This is a genomic window from Alteromonas sp. CNT1-28, from assembly GCF_022348345.1.
In the GTDB taxonomy this organism is placed as follows: domain Bacteria; phylum Pseudomonadota; class Gammaproteobacteria; order Enterobacterales; family Alteromonadaceae; genus Alteromonas; species Alteromonas macleodii.
This window is the reverse complement of sequence record NZ_JAKREZ010000009.1, coordinates 1-16,400: the sequence shown is the minus strand read 5'-3', so window position 1 is coordinate 16,400 and position 16,400 is coordinate 1. Positions and strand designations below refer to the sequence as shown.

16 protein-coding genes are annotated in these 16,400 nt (G+C 44.8%); 6 read left to right on the top strand and 10 right to left on the bottom strand.

Annotation, left to right across the window (positions count from 1 at the left end):
- Positions 1-62: 62 nt before the first annotated feature.
- The 6 genes from MHN02_RS08205 to pspA form a co-directional block, all read right to left on the bottom strand.
- Positions 63-1,073: a fumarylacetoacetate hydrolase family protein gene (locus MHN02_RS08205; RefSeq protein WP_014948687.1), complete on the bottom strand. Its 1,011-nt coding sequence runs from the start codon at positions 1,071-1,073 to the stop codon at positions 63-65.
- A gap of 416 nt (positions 1,074-1,489) precedes the next feature.
- Positions 1,490-3,046 carry a transcriptional regulator TyrR gene (gene tyrR, locus MHN02_RS08200; protein ID WP_014948686.1) on the bottom strand — a complete coding sequence of 519 codons (1,557 nt, stop codon included), beginning with the start codon at positions 3,044-3,046 and terminating at the stop codon, positions 1,490-1,492.
- A 215-nt stretch (positions 3,047-3,261) separates the two neighbouring features.
- Positions 3,262-4,062: a phenylalanine 4-monooxygenase gene (gene phhA / locus MHN02_RS08195; protein ID WP_014948685.1), complete on the bottom strand. Its 801-nt coding sequence runs from the start codon at positions 4,060-4,062 to the stop codon at positions 3,262-3,264.
- 203 nt (positions 4,063-4,265) lie between these two features.
- Positions 4,266-4,712: an envelope stress response membrane protein PspC gene (pspC, locus tag MHN02_RS08190; protein ID WP_014948684.1), complete on the bottom strand. Its 447-nt coding sequence runs from the start codon at positions 4,710-4,712 to the stop codon at positions 4,266-4,268.
- A complete protein-coding gene (gene pspB, locus MHN02_RS08185; RefSeq protein WP_014948683.1) occupies positions 4,709-4,948 on the bottom strand; it encodes an envelope stress response membrane protein PspB in 240 nt (79 codons plus the stop codon). The genes pspC and pspB overlap by 4 nt, the downstream gene beginning before the upstream one ends.
- A 75-nt stretch (positions 4,949-5,023) precedes the next feature.
- On the bottom strand, positions 5,024-5,707 hold the full coding sequence (gene pspA, locus MHN02_RS08180; protein ID WP_014948682.1) for a phage shock protein PspA: 684 nt from the start codon (positions 5,705-5,707) through the stop codon (positions 5,024-5,026).
- Between the two features lie 222 nt (positions 5,708-5,929).
- On the opposite strand from pspA, the gene pspF reads away from it, so the two are divergent.
- Genes pspF through MHN02_RS08150 form a run of 6 tightly spaced genes read left to right on the top strand, consistent with a single transcriptional unit; the run spans position 5,930 to position 12,526 of the window.
- Positions 5,930-7,051 carry a phage shock protein operon transcriptional activator gene (gene pspF, locus MHN02_RS08175; protein WP_239245458.1) on the top strand — a complete coding sequence of 374 codons (1,122 nt, stop codon included), beginning with the start codon at positions 5,930-5,932 and terminating at the stop codon, positions 7,049-7,051.
- 3 nt (positions 7,052-7,054) lie between these two features.
- Entirely contained in the window at positions 7,055-8,815 is a 1,761-nt protein-coding gene (locus MHN02_RS08170) for an ABC transporter substrate-binding protein (protein WP_239245455.1), read from the top strand.
- Between the two features lie 59 nt (positions 8,816-8,874).
- On the top strand, positions 8,875-9,843 hold the full coding sequence (locus MHN02_RS08165; RefSeq protein ID WP_014948679.1) for an ABC transporter permease: 969 nt from the start codon (positions 8,875-8,877) through the stop codon (positions 9,841-9,843).
- The gene (locus tag MHN02_RS08160) at positions 9,830-10,723 is read left to right on the top strand and encodes an ABC transporter permease subunit (protein WP_014948678.1); all 894 of its coding nucleotides are present in this window, start codon (positions 9,830-9,832) and stop codon (positions 10,721-10,723) included. Before MHN02_RS08165 ends, MHN02_RS08160 begins: the two co-directional genes overlap by 14 nt.
- A gap of 1 nt (position 10,724) precedes the next feature.
- Positions 10,725-11,720, top strand: a complete 996-nt coding sequence (locus MHN02_RS08155) for an oligopeptide/dipeptide ABC transporter ATP-binding protein (protein WP_014948677.1) — start codon at positions 10,725-10,727, stop codon at positions 11,718-11,720.
- Complete coding sequence (locus tag MHN02_RS08150; RefSeq protein WP_014948676.1) at positions 11,720-12,526, top strand: ATP-binding cassette domain-containing protein; 807 nt, start codon at positions 11,720-11,722, stop codon at positions 12,524-12,526. The genes MHN02_RS08155 and MHN02_RS08150 overlap by 1 nt, the downstream gene beginning before the upstream one ends.
- Before the next feature lie 170 nt (positions 12,527-12,696).
- On the opposite strand, the gene MHN02_RS08145 is transcribed toward MHN02_RS08150, so the two are convergent.
- The 4 genes from MHN02_RS08145 to MHN02_RS08130 all read right to left on the bottom strand — a co-directional run.
- On the bottom strand, positions 12,697-13,827 hold the full coding sequence (locus tag MHN02_RS08145) for a sodium ion-translocating decarboxylase subunit beta (protein ID WP_014948675.1): 1,131 nt from the start codon (positions 13,825-13,827) through the stop codon (positions 12,697-12,699).
- 3 nt (positions 13,828-13,830) lie between these two features.
- The gene (oadA, locus tag MHN02_RS08140) at positions 13,831-15,651 is read right to left on the bottom strand and encodes a sodium-extruding oxaloacetate decarboxylase subunit alpha (RefSeq protein WP_039226399.1); all 1,821 of its coding nucleotides are present in this window, start codon (positions 15,649-15,651) and stop codon (positions 13,831-13,833) included.
- A gap of 19 nt (positions 15,652-15,670) precedes the next feature.
- Positions 15,671-15,958, bottom strand: a complete 288-nt coding sequence (locus tag MHN02_RS08135; protein ID WP_061485071.1) for an OadG family transporter subunit — start codon at positions 15,956-15,958, stop codon at positions 15,671-15,673.
- A gap of 254 nt (positions 15,959-16,212) precedes the next feature.
- A partial coding sequence (locus MHN02_RS08130) for a hypothetical protein (protein WP_239245452.1) occupies positions 16,213-16,400 on the bottom strand: 188 nt, incomplete at its 5' end.

The following is a 16,400-nucleotide window of genomic DNA, read 5'->3' as shown; positions in this document are numbered from 1 at the left end:
ACAACAACGTGCCTACTGAGTAAACCGCGTTATTAGCCCACACTACTTTTCATTTTAAAGTTTTAGCTAAGCGGTTTAACTTGCTGTTCAATGGCGCCAAAAACAGAGTGACCTTCTTTATCTAGCATTTCTATGCGTATACGATCGCCAAACTGCATGAAAGGAGTAGAAGGTTTGCCGTCTCGAATAGTCTCAATCATGCGCACTTCTGCAATACATGAATAACCCACACCGCCTTCAGCGATGGCAGAGCCATGATCTGTACCCTGTTTATTAGACACTGTACCCGAGCCGATGATAGCACCTGCACCTAGGTTTCTGCTCTTGGCGGCATGCGCGACTAGCTGACCAAAATCAAACGTCATGTCCTGACCCGCTTCAGGCTTACCGAATAGTTCACCATTGTAGGTTGAACGCAAAGGCAAGTGCACTTTGCTATCTTTCCACGCATCACCTAATTCATCTGGTGTTACAGCAACCGGAGAAAAGCTAGACGCAGGTTTTGATTGAAAGAAGCCAAACCCCTTCGCCAGTTCGCCTGGGATTAACCCTCTAAGTGACACGTCGTTAACTAACATAATAAGTCGAATGCGCTCTGAAGCTTGTTCAGGCGTACACGCCATAGGAACGTCATCGGTAACAACAGCGACTTCACCTTCAAAATCAATTCCCCAATCATCACTTGGAAGTATGATGTCATCCTCGGGTCCAATAAAGTCATCGGAACCACCTTGATACATCAATGGGTCAGTCCAAAAGCTTTCCGGCATTTCTGCATTACGCGCCTTTCGCACCAATTCCACATGGTTCACGTAAGCACTTCCATCAGCCCATTGGTAAGCTCTAGGCAGAGGCGACTCACAGCGAGATGCGTCAAACGGCACGCTGTCACACGCATTGTCATTTAGCGCTTGGTATTTCATCTGTAGCTGAGGGGCAATCTCTTTCCAATTATCCAGTGCGTCTTGCATCGTTTTCGCAATGTCCTGTGCACTGCATGCTCGAGAAAGGTCCTTCGACACTACCATTAGGCAGCCATCTCGGGTTTCATTCTTATAGGTTGCTAGTTTCATTGTTCTTTCCTCGAAAAATTATTCATCAGCTTGGCGCTCTTGTCTTTTATTAATACGTTCTGAATAAAAGACCTATATCTTTTTACGCGGCAGCATCACACACAATTCCATGATTATAGTTATGCCACTAGTTGGTGTGCGTTGAGAAGTGATCTGTTGACGAAGTTTTATTTGGCTGTAAGAAAGGATGTACGCTAGTAAGCCTCTGTTAAGCAGGTATAGCGCTGCCCGCTTGCTCCGTGGGCGATGTAAATTTATCGTAACAGATGAATTGATATTGCTATGAGGTACAAAAACGCATTAACGATATAAAAATTGGCGTTGACCATTTGCCATTTTTACTTTGCTAAACGACGTCAAATATACTTGGTCACATTGACCTTCACCCTATGGCAAAGGTCAATGCTCCCATCTAATTAAAGCTTAACCGTTGCCTTGTTAATGCCGTACTCACGTAACTTATTTGCAATTGCCGTATGACTTAATCCCAGTTTTTTAGCCAATTGACGGGTACTTGGGTAAGAAGGATATAACCGCTTGAGCAAGTCCTTTTCAAACTTTTTCACTTCTTCGTCTAATGTGCCGTCAAAGTTTTCGTCAATATAAGTGACGCTTGGCGCACAACTTGGAAGTTGAATATCTTCCTTCGTTATTTCCTTGCCATCAAGCAGTGACAACGCGCGATATAATGCATTTTGCAACTGTCTTACGTTACCGGGCCATGGATACTGCTGTAGAAAATCAACGCATGATTTGCTCAGCTTCGCAGGACGACGGCCTAGCTTTGTGCTGTGTTGGACAATAAACGACTCGGCAAGAGGCACGATATCTTGTCTTCGGTCTTTTAATGATGGCATAACTAGACTTAGTACATTTAAGCGATAGTAGAGTTCTTTTCTGAATCTCCCTTCTTCTACAAGTTGTCCTAAATCACGGCAGGTAGTGCAAATAAATCGAACATCTACCTTAACGGGCTCAGAATCTCCTACTCTTCTAAATTCACCATCTTCTAGAACGCGGAGCAGTTTAGCTTGAAGCTGAGAAGACATATCAGCGATTTCATCGAGAAGAAGCGTACCGCCTTTTGCTTGCTCTAATAGCCCCACTTTTGCATTAGGCTGATTGAATGCCCCCGCTGCGTAACCGAATAATTCGGTTTCTGCCACGCTGTCAGGTAAAGACGCGCAGTTTAAAGCTAAAAATGCACCTTCACTGCGACGGCTAGATTGGTGACATGCTCTGGCAATCATTTCCTTGCCTGTACCTGTTTCACCAAAAATTAAAATAGGTGCATCCAAATCAGCTATTCGCTTGGCTTCATGAACGACTCGCTTCATAAACGGAGACTGAGTGACAAAGCGGTCAAAGCTATCAGTGGGAGACTGGTGGAACGCGGTAAATTGCTGTCCTAGTCGCATCTCTGATTTTAATATCACCACAGCACCTGCCATGATCATATTCTGTTCGCCGTCAGGTACGGTAATAGGCAGCATATCGGCTAGGTAATCCTGTTGAATAAACTTCACTTTCGAAGACTGAGGGCCAGGCGATTTACCGTCCATCCATTTAGTAAAGTTAAAGCCTTTCACAACTTCGCCAATTTCAATGCCTTCTATTTCGCTACTCGGAATTTCTAGCCCCGCGCATACCGCTTCATTGCATAGCAAGATATTGCCTTTGGCATCTATAGAAAACACAGGGTCGGGCAACGTTCTTAAAATAGCGGAAAGCTGATTTTTTTCACGCTCTCCTGGCATGAAAAGCGTCGTCTTCACATCGTCGATACCATCGATGCGGCGAATTTGAGGCATGAGGTGTTGAAAATCTGCAAATTCGATATTGGGAAAATTAAGGAAAATTTTCCCCGCAGGGTCAATTTCAATACCGCGTAAATCTATTTCTTTAGTAACGAGAATATCTAAAACATCTTGAGTGATACCAAGACGGTCCTGACAGCTTATTTCTAGACGCATAGGGTGTTATAGCTATTTTGTAAACATATATGTACAGAATATCATACTTTTACAAAAAGATAACAAGATAAATGTTACAGATGGTTAAATTTGCGATGAATCACACATTTAAGAACACGCAGAGAGCATGATTAAAAGGCCGTGCATACCAAATAAAAAAGATGCCGCTTCAGTGAGCGGCATCCTATATAAAACACATTTAATTAACAATAGTGTTAACTGGCTTTTTTCTCTTTAGGTGGGAAAAGTGGAGAAAATAGCCCTAAAGACTTAGCTTCTTCTACGAGTGCCATAATATCCATTTCCGCTAATTCAAACAGATGGTCGAATTCCGGTAAGATATAATAAAGAGGCTGCATAATATCGATACGATAAGGTGTTCTTAATGCATCAATAGCAGTGAGCGGGTTACGCAGAGGTGTGTCGCTGTCTAACGCATATATTGTCTCGCCAGGAGAAGATAAGATGCCTCCACCGTATATCTTCAATTCATCTTTGGCTCTCACCAATCCAAACTCTACGGTGAACCAATAAAGACGAGCAAGATAAACTCGGTCTTCTTTGCTGGCAGCAAGGCCCAACTTTCCGTAAGTGTGAGTAAAATGAGCAAATGCAGGATTCGTTAGTAGCGGACAATGACCGAAAACTTCATGGAAAATATCCGGCTCCTGCAAATAATCGAATTCTTCTCTGGTGCGAATAAAGGTGGCAACAGGAAATTGCTTATTCGCCAGTAATCTGAAAAATTCGCCAAAATTAATTAACGCAGGCACTTCAGCTGTTTGCCAACCCGTTTTCTCCATCAGTACTTTGTTGATGTCGGGTAGCTGAGGGATTTCCTTTTCATTTAACTTCAACAAATCAAGCCCGTCCAAGTATTCTTGGCACGCTCTTTCTTTCACCAGCGGAATTTGTCTCGCATAGAGTTCAGACCAAATTTGGTTCTCTTCGTCTGACCAATGGATAATGCCATTCTCGTCAGATTGTCTCGACTGGTATTGCGTTGATTTTGGCATAACTTCTGTAACCAATAAGAGTTGAAAAACTTGTTTATCAGTCTAATGAAATTCGCGACGTCGAAAAGTATAAGCCCTTACGAGCGACTCGATTTTGCTGTAACAGGAATTTTACAAAACCAAGTGAACGCATTGTTTTATATAACAAAAAGCCGCTCATTACGAGCGGCTTCATTCAAGTTTGCTTGGTGCGCCATCGCTAATTAAAGACGGCTAATTTCTTTATTGAGTTGATATTCGCGAGACGTTACATAAGTTTCCATTTTACGAAGTCGAACTTCTGCTTTTTCAAAACGATTGCGAATATCGTGAAACGCTTGTTTTGGTGGCTCGCCCGCCTGCCAAACTTTCGTTTTCACTTCCACTTTTGGGCTTTTTACCTGACCACCGTTGGGATTTGTCCATCCCTTACCTTTTGAGAAAACAGGTTGCGTTGGTGCATTTTTTAACCCAACAGGTTTTTTATCGAGGATGAACCAAGCTGCAATGTATGCAACAAAGATGAAAGGTCCGGCTAACAAGAAGAAACCTGTTACAACTAAAATCCTTACTAACCAAGTTTCTAAGCCGAAATATTCAGCTACACCCGAGCACACGCCTGCAATTCTTGCATTTTCTGGGTTGCGATAGAGCTGCTTACCGTTTCTCATGCTCTATTCCTCCACTCAGGTGCCTCGCTGTCTAAAATGGCCTCTAGAGTTTCAATGCGTTCGCTCATTTTCTCGGCTTTCTCGGCTAAGTCTTGCAAAGATGCGTGCTCTTCTGCACTCAATCCCTGATTCACTTGCTTCTTGCTTCGATAGTGTAATATTAGCCAAATTGGAGCAACGAATATTGAAAACACCACAAGGGGCATCACCAACATTGCAATCGTACCTTCATCCATCTCAATCTCTCCTACAAACTCTGATGTAATTACCCTCCTTCCGATTTCACATCCGGAGGGTACACCCTATTCTTATTATTCTGATTTTTCGGTGCTTGTGTTTGCACCTTTTACTTTCGCTTTAAGCGCAGCAAGTTCGTCTTCAACTTTGTCACTGGCCTCTAGTTCAGCAAACTCATCCTGTAACGTTTTCTTACCTAGATCGTAAGCTTCAACCTGCGACTCAAGGTCATCGATCTTACGCTCATATTGCTCAAAGCGTCCCATCGCATTATCTACTTTAGTGCTATCCAGCGTCTTTTTCACTTCAAGACGAGAGCTTGCAGTTTTCTGGCGCATAATAATCGCTTTTTGGCGACTCTTCGCATCCGCTAGCTTTTCTTGAAGCTGACCAATTTCATCCTGAAGTTTGCTGATTTGCTCATCAACAATAGCCAGCTCTTTACTTAACGCTTCAGCAGCTTCTGCAGACTTCTTCTTTTCCTGCAGCGCAGCACGCGCCAAATCTTCTCTGTCTTTGCTCAAAGCAAGCTCAGCTTTGGCTTCCCAGTCGCTTGCATCGCTTTCATACTTTGCAATTTGATTAACAATTTCTTTTTTGTTGGCTAAGGTCTTTGCTGATGCTGAGCGCACCTCAACCAATGTGTCTTCCATTTCCTGAATGATTAATCTAACCATTTTCTCAGGATCTTCCGCTTTATCTAAAAGCGCATTAATATTCGAATTCACAATATCTGTAAAACGCGAGAAGATACCCATAATAATTACCTCTTGCTAAAAATGGTAAGTGTTTAAAAAACACCACACTTGATAAATAGGTTACTCTTGGTATTAGCTGTATTCAATATGCTTGCCAACTTTATAACTGTGCTAACTTGCTATTTTTCATACACTTTTTATAAGTTCAAATAATACTCGTTTCTCAATATGTTTTGTTCTACACTATTAATTGGTCGAAATGACTAACTTTTGAGGGATTTAATGAGTAGGTATCGACAGCAAGACAATTTACTTGGCCAAGCGAATAGTTTTCTAGAAGTTTTAGAGCAAATTTCACAAATTGCACCGCTAGATAAACCTGTGCTGGTAATAGGTGAGCGAGGCACAGGTAAAGAGCTTATTGCCGCGCGACTTCACTTCTTATCTAAGCGCTGGGATCAGAACTATATTAAGCTTAATTGTGCTGCCTTAAGTGAAAGCCTATTGGAGAGTGAATTATTCGGTTATGAAGCAGGTGCGTTCACCGGTGCCTCAAAACGTCGCGAAGGTCGCTTTGAAGTGGCCCACAATGGCACCTTATTTCTTGATGAACTGGCTAATACTTCTGGCCTTATTCAGGAGAAGCTACTGCGCGTTGTCGAATATGGCGAATTTGAGCGCGTTGGCGGAAGCAAGTCAGTAAAAACTGACGTACGCCTTATTGCAGCTACAAACGAAGACTTACCCGCGCTTGCCGATGCAGGTGAATTTCGTGCAGACTTACTCGACCGACTTGCCTTTGACGTAATTACCATTCCTCCGCTACGCGAGCGTAGGGAAGATATCATGATGTTGGCAGAAAACTTTGCTATTAATATGGCCCGTGAAATGGAAATGGAATTATTCAGCGGCTTTACAGAGAAGGCGAAGCGGACCCTTCTTGATTATGATTGGCCAGGCAATATACGTGAACTTAAGAACGTGGTCGAACGTGCAGTATATCGAACAAATAACCCTCATCTGCCCGTACATGAAATCGTTCTTGACCCCTTTGAGTCAGCTTATCGCCCGAAAGGTAGAGTGAAGACCAATGACAGAGTGAATACGCCCGACTCACCCGTTACTCAGTCCCCTTCAGAGGCCGCTGCCACCAATGAACGCATTGAAAGTGCAGACATTACGCCACTGGCACCAGTGAAAAAGCCAGAAATTGTTGAATATCCCATAGATTTGAAAGAACGTTCTCAACAACATGAGATAGATATGATAAAACAGGCACTTGCTGACAGTCAGTTTAATCAGAAGAAGACTGCTGAAAAATTGAGCCTGACGTATCATCAGCTGCGAGGCTATCTCAAAAAATATAACTTACTAGATTCTTCCGCGGAAAGCGTCGAGGCGTAAAACATGTCCCATGGTTTGGTAAAGCGTTTGTCATTATGTATATGTACAGCGCTTCTTGTTGCATCCTGTGCTAAGCAGAACAAACAAGCGTTTTACAATACGGGTATTATATACTGCTCTGAAAGCAATCCAGTTACCTTCAATCCGCAGCTAGATACATCAAGTACAACGTCAGATGCATCTTCACACCAACTCTACGACAGACTGCTTGATTTCGACCCTGAGTCTGGCCGCATTGTGCCGAGCTTGGCGAGTAGCTGGTTAGTGAGTGATGACGGTCTTACTTACGCTTTTCAACTGAGAAAGGATGTATGGTTTCACAATACGCGCTACTTCACGCCAACACGAAACTTTAACGCCGACGATGTTATCTTCAGTATAGACAGGTGGCGCCTACGCTCCCATCCATACCACTACGTATCTGGCGGGCGCTATCCCTACTTCGAAAGTATAGGCCTTGCACAAAATATCGCGTCGGTAGAGCGCGTAAACGGCTACCGCGTTGAAATTACACTTAAGCGCAGGGATAGCTCATTTTTGGCAAATCTAGCAACCGATTTCGCCGTTATGTTATCAGAAGAGTATGCTAACCAGTTGGCACAGACCGGCACGCCGGGCAAAATCGATGAGCTTCCAGTAGGTACTGGCCCCTTTAAATTCGATAGCTATCGCAAAGATCATTTCATTAAGTTCCTGCGCCACGACAACTATTGGCGTGACCAAATGGAAGATGCGCCTACGAGTGATGAAGTCCTAAGCGATAACAATACTGTAGAGAGTGCCAACCAAGAAGTTGAAAATGGCCAAGGTGGCGAAGATACTGTTCAAGATGGTACAGCACAAAACGGTGACGAAACGCGCCCTGTTGTAGAGCAGCTTATATTTGACATTACGCCAAGAAGCTCACTGAGACTGGCTAAATTAATGACAGGTGAATGTGACGCTACCGCTTTTCCTGCACAGACTGAACTTGAAGTGATTCGGGCAAAAGAAGATCTGACGCTAGCGGAAAAACCAGGACTAAACATTGGATTTTGGGCGTTTAACACTCAACGCCCTCCTTTTGATAACCCAGATGTAAGACGTGCGCTAGCGGCCGCAATCGATAAGAACACATTGCTAGAAGCGGTGTATTTTGACAGTGCTACTAGAGCTAAGACCCTGCTGCCTGAGGCAAGCTGGGCGTTTCAAAATGACGCAGACGATACCGCCTACAATCCAGTTCTAGCGCGCAAATTATTAGCTGACGCCGGAGTTAAGGCCGGCTTTTCTATGACGATATGGGCTATGCCTGTTGAACGCTCTTACAATCCTAACGCAACAAAGATGGCCGAGCTCATTCAGCGTTATTTGCGTGATGTAGGCGTAGAAGCAACCATTGTCAGTTACGATTGGACTACCTTCAGACGCCATCTTCAGGAAGGCCTGCACGACTCGGTATTAATTGGTTGGTCTGCCGACAACGGAGACCCAGATAACTTCTATCGTCCGCTATTGAGCTGTGGCGCTATACCCTCAGGTACAAATCGTGCCATGTGGTGCAGTGAAGACTATGATAAGTTACTCAACGACGCTCTTCAGACAGATGATATTGAAGAACGCACAGCCATATACCGGCAAGTTAACCGATTATTATACGAACGCCTTCCTCTTGTTCCCATCGCACATGCCTATCGCTATCAGGCATACAGGAATGAACTAGAAGGAATGACCATTAATCCCTTTGGCGGTGTACGCTTTGGTGGAGTAAAAAAAGCACTGTGATCCAGATCCTCGTAAGATACTGCACTTTATTTATATTAACGCTTTTGGTGTTAGCGATTATGTCGTTTTCACTCGCCTACCTTTTTCCAGGCGATACACTTGAAAACCTAACAGGACTCGTGCCGCAAAATGAAATTCAACGCGCGGCATTGGAGCGGCAATTTAAACTAGATCAGCCCTATATTTTCCAGTTTTTCTATTATGTAGGCAATTTGCTCACTGGTGACTGGGGATACAGCTTTACGTCAGGCCTGCCGTTAAGAGAAGAGGTAGGTATTGCGATGCCAGCCACAATAGAACTGGCAACCTATGCCATGTTGATGGCGTTATTCATTGGAATACCGCTTGGTTATTATGCGGGGATTCGCAGCTATTCAACGTCGGATCACCTAATAAATAGTGCAAGTATAACAACCTATTCTTTTCCTGTTTTTTGGTTTGCGCTCCTGCTTATATTGGTTTTCAGTTTGCAGCTAGACGCTGCACCGCTGTCGGGTCGTATCAGTTTGCTTTATAACATCGAACCCGTGTCAGGCTTTATTCTCATTGATATATTATTGTCTGACATAGAAAACAAGACCTTAGCCTTCAAGGATGCGTTATCGCACTTAGCATTACCTACGTTTGCCATTGGTGCTATCGCCACCGCTTCGATGATACGTATAACAAGACGTTCTGTTATAGACGTGAAACACCGCCCCTATATCGCTGCAGCAATATCTAGAGGCCTTTCAAGTTGGCAGATATTCTTTCGTCATATTCTGCGCAACGCGTTACTGCCCATTTTACCGCTAATGGCGATACAAATTACGACATTAATAACGAACGCGATGATTGTCGAAACCTTGTTTTCTTGGCCGGGGATCGGTAATTGGCTGATTCAAGCTATTTATCAGCGAGATTACCCCGCCCTTAGAATTGGTATGATGGCAGTATCCACGGTAGTAATTACACTCACGATTCTCGTTGATTTGTTTAACCGAATGATTGACCCAAGCAGAGAGAAATACGAACGTGCCACAGTTTAGTTTATACGACGAAGAATTCCATCCGTCGCCGTGGCAACGGACTTGGGCATCATTTAAAGCGAGCCACATCGCCATGCTTGGCCTGATTATGCTGGCGTTGTTTGTTGTTTGCGCGCTGTTCGCACCAATCATCACTCCCTATGATGCCGTGGAACAAAATATCGACGGACTGTTAATACCGCCTAGCTGGTTAGCTAATGGCTCTATATCGCACATTTTCGGTACTGATGCGTTGGGTAGAGACCTATTTACCCGCATAATTTATGGGTGTCGCATCACACTAGGCTCCGCATTCATTACTGTTGTGCTTGCCATGTTAGTCGGCGTTAGCCTTGGGACCTTTGCTGGCATGCTGCGAGGTGTTCGCTCAAGTATCGTCAACCACTTACTCGATGCACTTATGGCCATTCCCACGCTACTTATTGCGATTATTATCGTTGCAATATTGGGTACCGGTCTGGTTAACAGCATGTGGGCAATTACCCTTGCACTTATTCCACAGTTTGTGCACCACACAAGAAGTTTTGTGCGCGCCGAAATGAAAAAAGAATATATAGTGGCGTCTAAATTGGACGGTGCCAGTAGATGGCAACTTTTTGTTCATTCTATACTACCCAACATGACCGAAATGCTGGTTGTACAGGGCACGCTTGCACTTTCTATTGCCGTTATCGACATATCTGCACTTGGTTTTCTGAATTTAGGCGCACAGTCACCGCTTCCTGAACTTGGCGTTATTCTAGCTGATGGGCTAGATGTTGCTTATCTAGCACCGTGGAACGTTGCCGTCCCCGGCATGGCAATATTCTTCATGGTGCTATCTATCAATATTGTGGGTGACGGTTTGCGTTCAGCACTTAGAAAAAGAGTGAGTCATTAATATGCCAATGCTTGATATTAAAAACCTCACCTTGGAAATGCAGAGCAGCGATGGCGCAATTAAAGCGTTGGACAAAGTTAACCTGTCAGTTAGCAGCGGGGAGATTCGCGCACTGGTAGGAGAATCTGGCTCAGGCAAAAGCTTGATCGTGTCCGCCATTTGCGGAGCCCTTCCTAGCCAATGGAATTTAACGGCTGACCGCATGAGTTGGAATGGTGAAAACCTGCTGAGTATGTCTGTGCAGCAGCGTCGTGAGGTAATGCGCCGAGAAATAGCGGTCGTGTTCCAAAACCCACAGGCAAGTTTAGACCCATCGGCAACGCTTGGAGAGCAGTTGGAAGAGAGCATTCCCGATGAATTTGTTGAAGGGAGCTGGTTCTGGCAACGAGCACAACACCGCAAAAAGATCGCAATAAGCACCGTTCACAAAGTAGGAATAAAGTACCACAAGCATTATTTAAGCGCTTTTCCTCATCAAATACCGGCTGACATAGGTCAAAAATTCATGATTGCGATGGCCCTGGTTTCACAGCCTAAATTGCTCATCGCCGATGACCCAACTCGGGGAATGGAACCTACAACAAAAACACAAATTCTGAAGCTCTTCACGCGTTTGAATCAGACCCGCTCGCTCTCGATCTTGTTTGTTAGTCACGACCTACTGGCAATTGCAAGTATGTCTCACTCTATGACGGTGTTGTATGCAGGGCAGACTGTAGAATCAGGTAGAATGAAGCACATTAAGAAGCGCCCTCTGCACCCTTACACAAAAGCATTACTAGACAGCGCGCCAAGCTTCAGAAAAGATCTGCCACCGAAATCGCTGCTACCCACGCTTGGTGGCTCTATTCCCACACTACAGCATTTGCCTATTGGTTGCCGGTTAGGTCCACGCTGCCCTCGTGCACAGCGCGCCTGTGTACAAACGCCAGCCGTGCGTAAAATTCACGATCACAATTACAGCTGTCACTTCCCTCTACATATGGAGAAGCTGTAATGGATATCATGCAGGTTAAAGATCTCACGTTTATTCATAACGAGAGGAAACGTTGGCTAAAACGTCCTGAAGTTTTTCAACTTGGTCCAGTGAACTTAAGCGTAAAGCGCGGTGAAACCATTGCAATTATTGGTGAAAATCGCTCAGGCAAATCCTTGTTGGCTAAGCTCTTGGTAGGTGCACTGCCTGCTGATGCAGGTGAAATTGAAATTAACACGCACAAATATTTAGCCAAATACCAGTCTAAAGATAGCCAGCAAAAACGTACCCATGACATTCGTATGATCTTGCAGCATAGCTCCGAGTCGATGAATCCATCGGTTCCTGTGGGAAAAATTTTGGATGAGCCATTGCGTTTGAATACAGGCCTAAGCGAAGCAGAACGCAAACCAATTATAGAAGATATGTTGGTGAAGGTAGGCCTCTTGCGCGAACACTATTACTTTTATCGACATATGCTTTCTGATGGACAGCAGCAGCGCGTAGCGCTAGCCAGAGCCATTGTGTTAAAGCCCAAAGTGTTGGTGGCTGACGAACCCTTTGCAGCGTTAGACCCTTCCATTCGTTCGCAAACGGTGAATCTTATATTGAAGCTTCAGCAAGAACTTGGCTTGGCGTTTATCTTTATTAGTCACAACTTGGGTATTGTACGACACATTGCAGACAGGATTATTGTGATGGAAGGCGGTGAAATTGTAGAAGAAGGCAAGACCGAAACTATCTTTAGGTGGCCCCAGCATACGCGCACTAAGAAACTCGTTACCGCATACCAATCTCTGGTGCCACAAAACACAATTCGAGAATAAAGAGCTTATCGTTTGGGTGCTGTTTTCTTTGAGAAGCGCACTTACGTACCGAACTGGCACGCTCTACTCGTCACAAAAAGAAAACCCTAGAAAGCCTTTTTTGAACAAACGCCATGCAATAAAAAAGGGGCAAATAAATTGCCCCTTGTACAGCAATGCATTCGTGCTTTCTAGCCAACCAGAGCCAACAGAATACCTGCGGCAACCGCACTACCTAGCACGCCAGCCACGTTAGGCCCCATTGCATGCATAAGTAAGAAGTTATGAGGGTTAGCTTCTAGCCCAACTTTGTTCACCACTCTGGCTGCCATCGGCACAGCAGAGACGCCAGCTGCGCCAATCAGTGGATTTATACTGCCACCCGACAGCTTACTCATTAGCTTGGCCATGAGTACGCCTGCGGCAGTGCCTATACCAAACGCGATAGCCCCAAGCCCCAAAATACCTAAAGTCTCGACCGTAAGGAATGCTTCAGCTGATAACTTTGATCCTACTGCTAAACCAAGGAAAATGGTGACCGTATTGATGAGCTCGTTTTGGGCTGTTTTGCTCAATCTGTCTACCACGCCACACTCTTTCATTAAGTTACCGAAGCAGAACATGCCGACAAGCGGCGTTGCGGCCGGTAAAAACAAGATAGTCATAAACAGCACAGCAAGCGGGAAAATAATCTTCTCTCGCTTTGACACAGGTCGTAGTTGACCCATTTTTATTTCGCGCTCTTCTTTTGTGGTCAGCGCTTTCATGATAGGTGGCTGGATAATAGGTACCAACGCCATATAAGAGTATGCAGCGACTGCAATCGCACCAAGCAAATCAGGCGCAAGGCGTGAGGCGAGGAAAATAGCCGTCGGCCCATCCGCGCCACCTATGATAGCAATGGCACTCGCGTCTTTTAACGTAAACTCAAAGCCAGGTATAAGGTTTAGCGCAATCGCGCCAAACAAGGTAGCAAAAATACCGAACTGCGCGGCTGCGCCAAGTAACAACATTTTGGGGTTAGCAATAAGCGCACTGAAATCAGTCATTGCGCCTACGCCCATAAAGATGAGCAGAGGAAATACCCCTGTATCTATGCCGATTTTGTATATGTAGTGCAGCAACCCACCCGCTTCTGAAAAACCAGCAATAGGGATGTTAGTAAGCAATGCACCAAAACCAATGGGCAGTAAAAGCAATGGCTCAAACTTTTTAACAATGGCCAAGTACAACAAGCCGAAACCCACTGCCATCATTATAAGCTGGCCGGCTTCAAAGTGCGCAAGCGCGGTACTATCCCAAAGTACCATTAACTTATCCATGTACTACCCCAATAAGATTAACGGTTGACCACTGGTTACGGCATCGCCCTCACCTACGGTAATGTCTGTGACCGTACCGGTGTATGCGGAGCGGATCTCTGTCTCCATTTTCATGGCTTCTAAGATCATCACCACATCGCCTTCTGACACGCTGTCGCCGTTTCTCACCAAGACTTTGAAGACGTTACCTGCAAGCGGTGCATCAATAGACTGAGAAGAAGTAGAGGCTGATGACGCAGCACTCTTAGTTTGAGGCTGTGCTTGCGTCTGAGAGCCACTAGCAGGTGTAACGCTCGTCAGCGTACCTGAAGGCGCCACTTCAACGCGATACACTTTTCCATCTACATTTACATCGTAAGTTTCACTCGTTGTAGCCCCCTGTGAGCTTGACTTGGCTTCAGCAGGCTTAGGCGCACTCGAGCTTTGCGACTCTTGCGCGCTAGGTGCAGGTTCAAACGCATCAGGGTTGCCGCGGTTTTCGATAAACTTTAGGCCTATCTGCGGGAATAAGGCATAAGTCAAAACATCATCAATTTTATCGTCTGACAGCGATAGTTGCTTTTTCTCAGCCAGTTCATCAAGCTCTTTACTCAGTGTATCCAGCTCTGGTGCAATATTGTCAGCAGGCCGGCATGTCACGGGCTCTGCGCCATCAAGCACACGCGCCTGCAAATCCTTGTTTACTGGTGCTGCGGTAGCGCCATATTCACCTTTAAGAACGCCTGCGGTTTCTTTTGTAATGCTTTTGTAACGCTCGCCGGTGAGTACGTTAAGCACTGACTGCGTGCCCACGATTTGTGAGGTTGGCGTAACAAGAGGAATGAACCCAAGATCTTCCCTTACCCGTGGAATTTCTTTTAACACTTCTTCGAATTTATCTTCAGCGCCCTGCTCTTTAAGCTGACTTTCCATGTTGGTTAGCATTCCGCCCGGTACTTGAGCCAAAAGAATACGTGCATCTACCCCTTTGAGACTGCCTTCGAACTTGCTGTATTTCTTTCTTACTTCCCTGAAGTAACTGGCAATTTCTTCTAGTTCGGGTAGTGCAATACCCGTATCGCGCTCTGTACCTTCTACGATAGAAACCATGGTCTCAGTTGCACTATGACCATAAGTCATGCTCATTGAAGAAATAGCCGTGTCCAGCATATCAATGCCGGCATCGATAGCTTTTTGATACGTCGCCGTACTCAACCCTGTTGTGGCATGGCACTGCATGGCAATAGGTACATCAACCGTTTCTTTTAATCCGGTAATCAATGCCTCGCACTCGTACGGTTTTAAAAGCCCAGCCATATCTTTTACGCATATAGAATGAACCCCTAGGTCTTCAAGCTGTTTCGCCATTTCGAGCCAAAGCTTAAGATTGTGCACAGGACTTACCGTATAAGAAATTGTTCCTTGCGCGTGAGCACCACTGTCTATGGTCGCTTTTATTGCGGTTTTCAAATTCCTAATGTCATTCATGGCATCAAAAATTCTAAATACATCTACGCCACTTTCGTGAGCACGCTCTACAAAGCGAGTGACAACATCGTCAGCATAATGGCGGTAACCCAATAGGTTTTGACCACGCAACAGCATTTGCTGTTTCGTGTTAGGCATGGCTGCTTTTAGCTTTCTGATGCGCTCCCAAGGGTCTTCCCCTAAATAACGAATACAGGCATCAAATGTAGCACCACCCCAAGATTCAACTGACCAAAAGCCAGCTTTATCTAGTTTTTCCGCTATGGGAAGCATATCTTCAATACGCATGCGCGTAGCAAGAAGGGATTGGTGGGCATCACGCAGAACCAGCTCGGTAAGGGCCAGAGGCTTAGACATGGTAACTCCTGATTAGGCTTTATTTTTTAGAATTTTGGCGATGGGTATGAATTGCGGCAGAAATAGCTGCGATAACGTTTCCGTCTATTCCTGGTTGTACCGCTTGATTGTTTCGACTCAAATTAGCTGAAGGCCCTTTTAAATTAGCTGAAGGCTCTGCTGTTTCACCGGGAAAAGCTTCACAAAATCGGGCAATGAGATGAATACCCACAATAAGAAGCCCTAAGAATGAGAAAACAAATACCATTCCTATAAGCATAAGAGAACCTGCTTCAAAGAGCAGGCTAGCGACGGATCCCGAATCCATATTCAATCCTGTTGTTATTTTGTACCTGAATAAGTATCACGTGGTTTTTCAAAACACAACAAAGCAGCATAAAAAACCACTTTAAAATGAGTAAACCCCGCCAAAATGAAACTTAATGCATTATTCTTTAATAAATTTGCAACAAAAGTATATTTTAGGAATTAGCATAAGCGTTGCCGATGCCAGCAATCTACGTTTACGTTCATTTATACTCACGCCTTAATGAAAGCCTATATTTTCCGTAAAGTCACTGTCTAGCTGTTTAGCGAAATCTTTCGCATGCATCGCCAACAATACCAATCCGCATAGATAATCGCCCACTCAGAAGGCGCTGGCAAGTTTCCTAGCAAAGCGTGGGAATGCAGGAATGGCTGTTCCCTTTCAAATTCCCAGAATGCAGCTAGGAAGCTTGCCAGACCTTCCCGAAGGGCGAGTTTAAAAT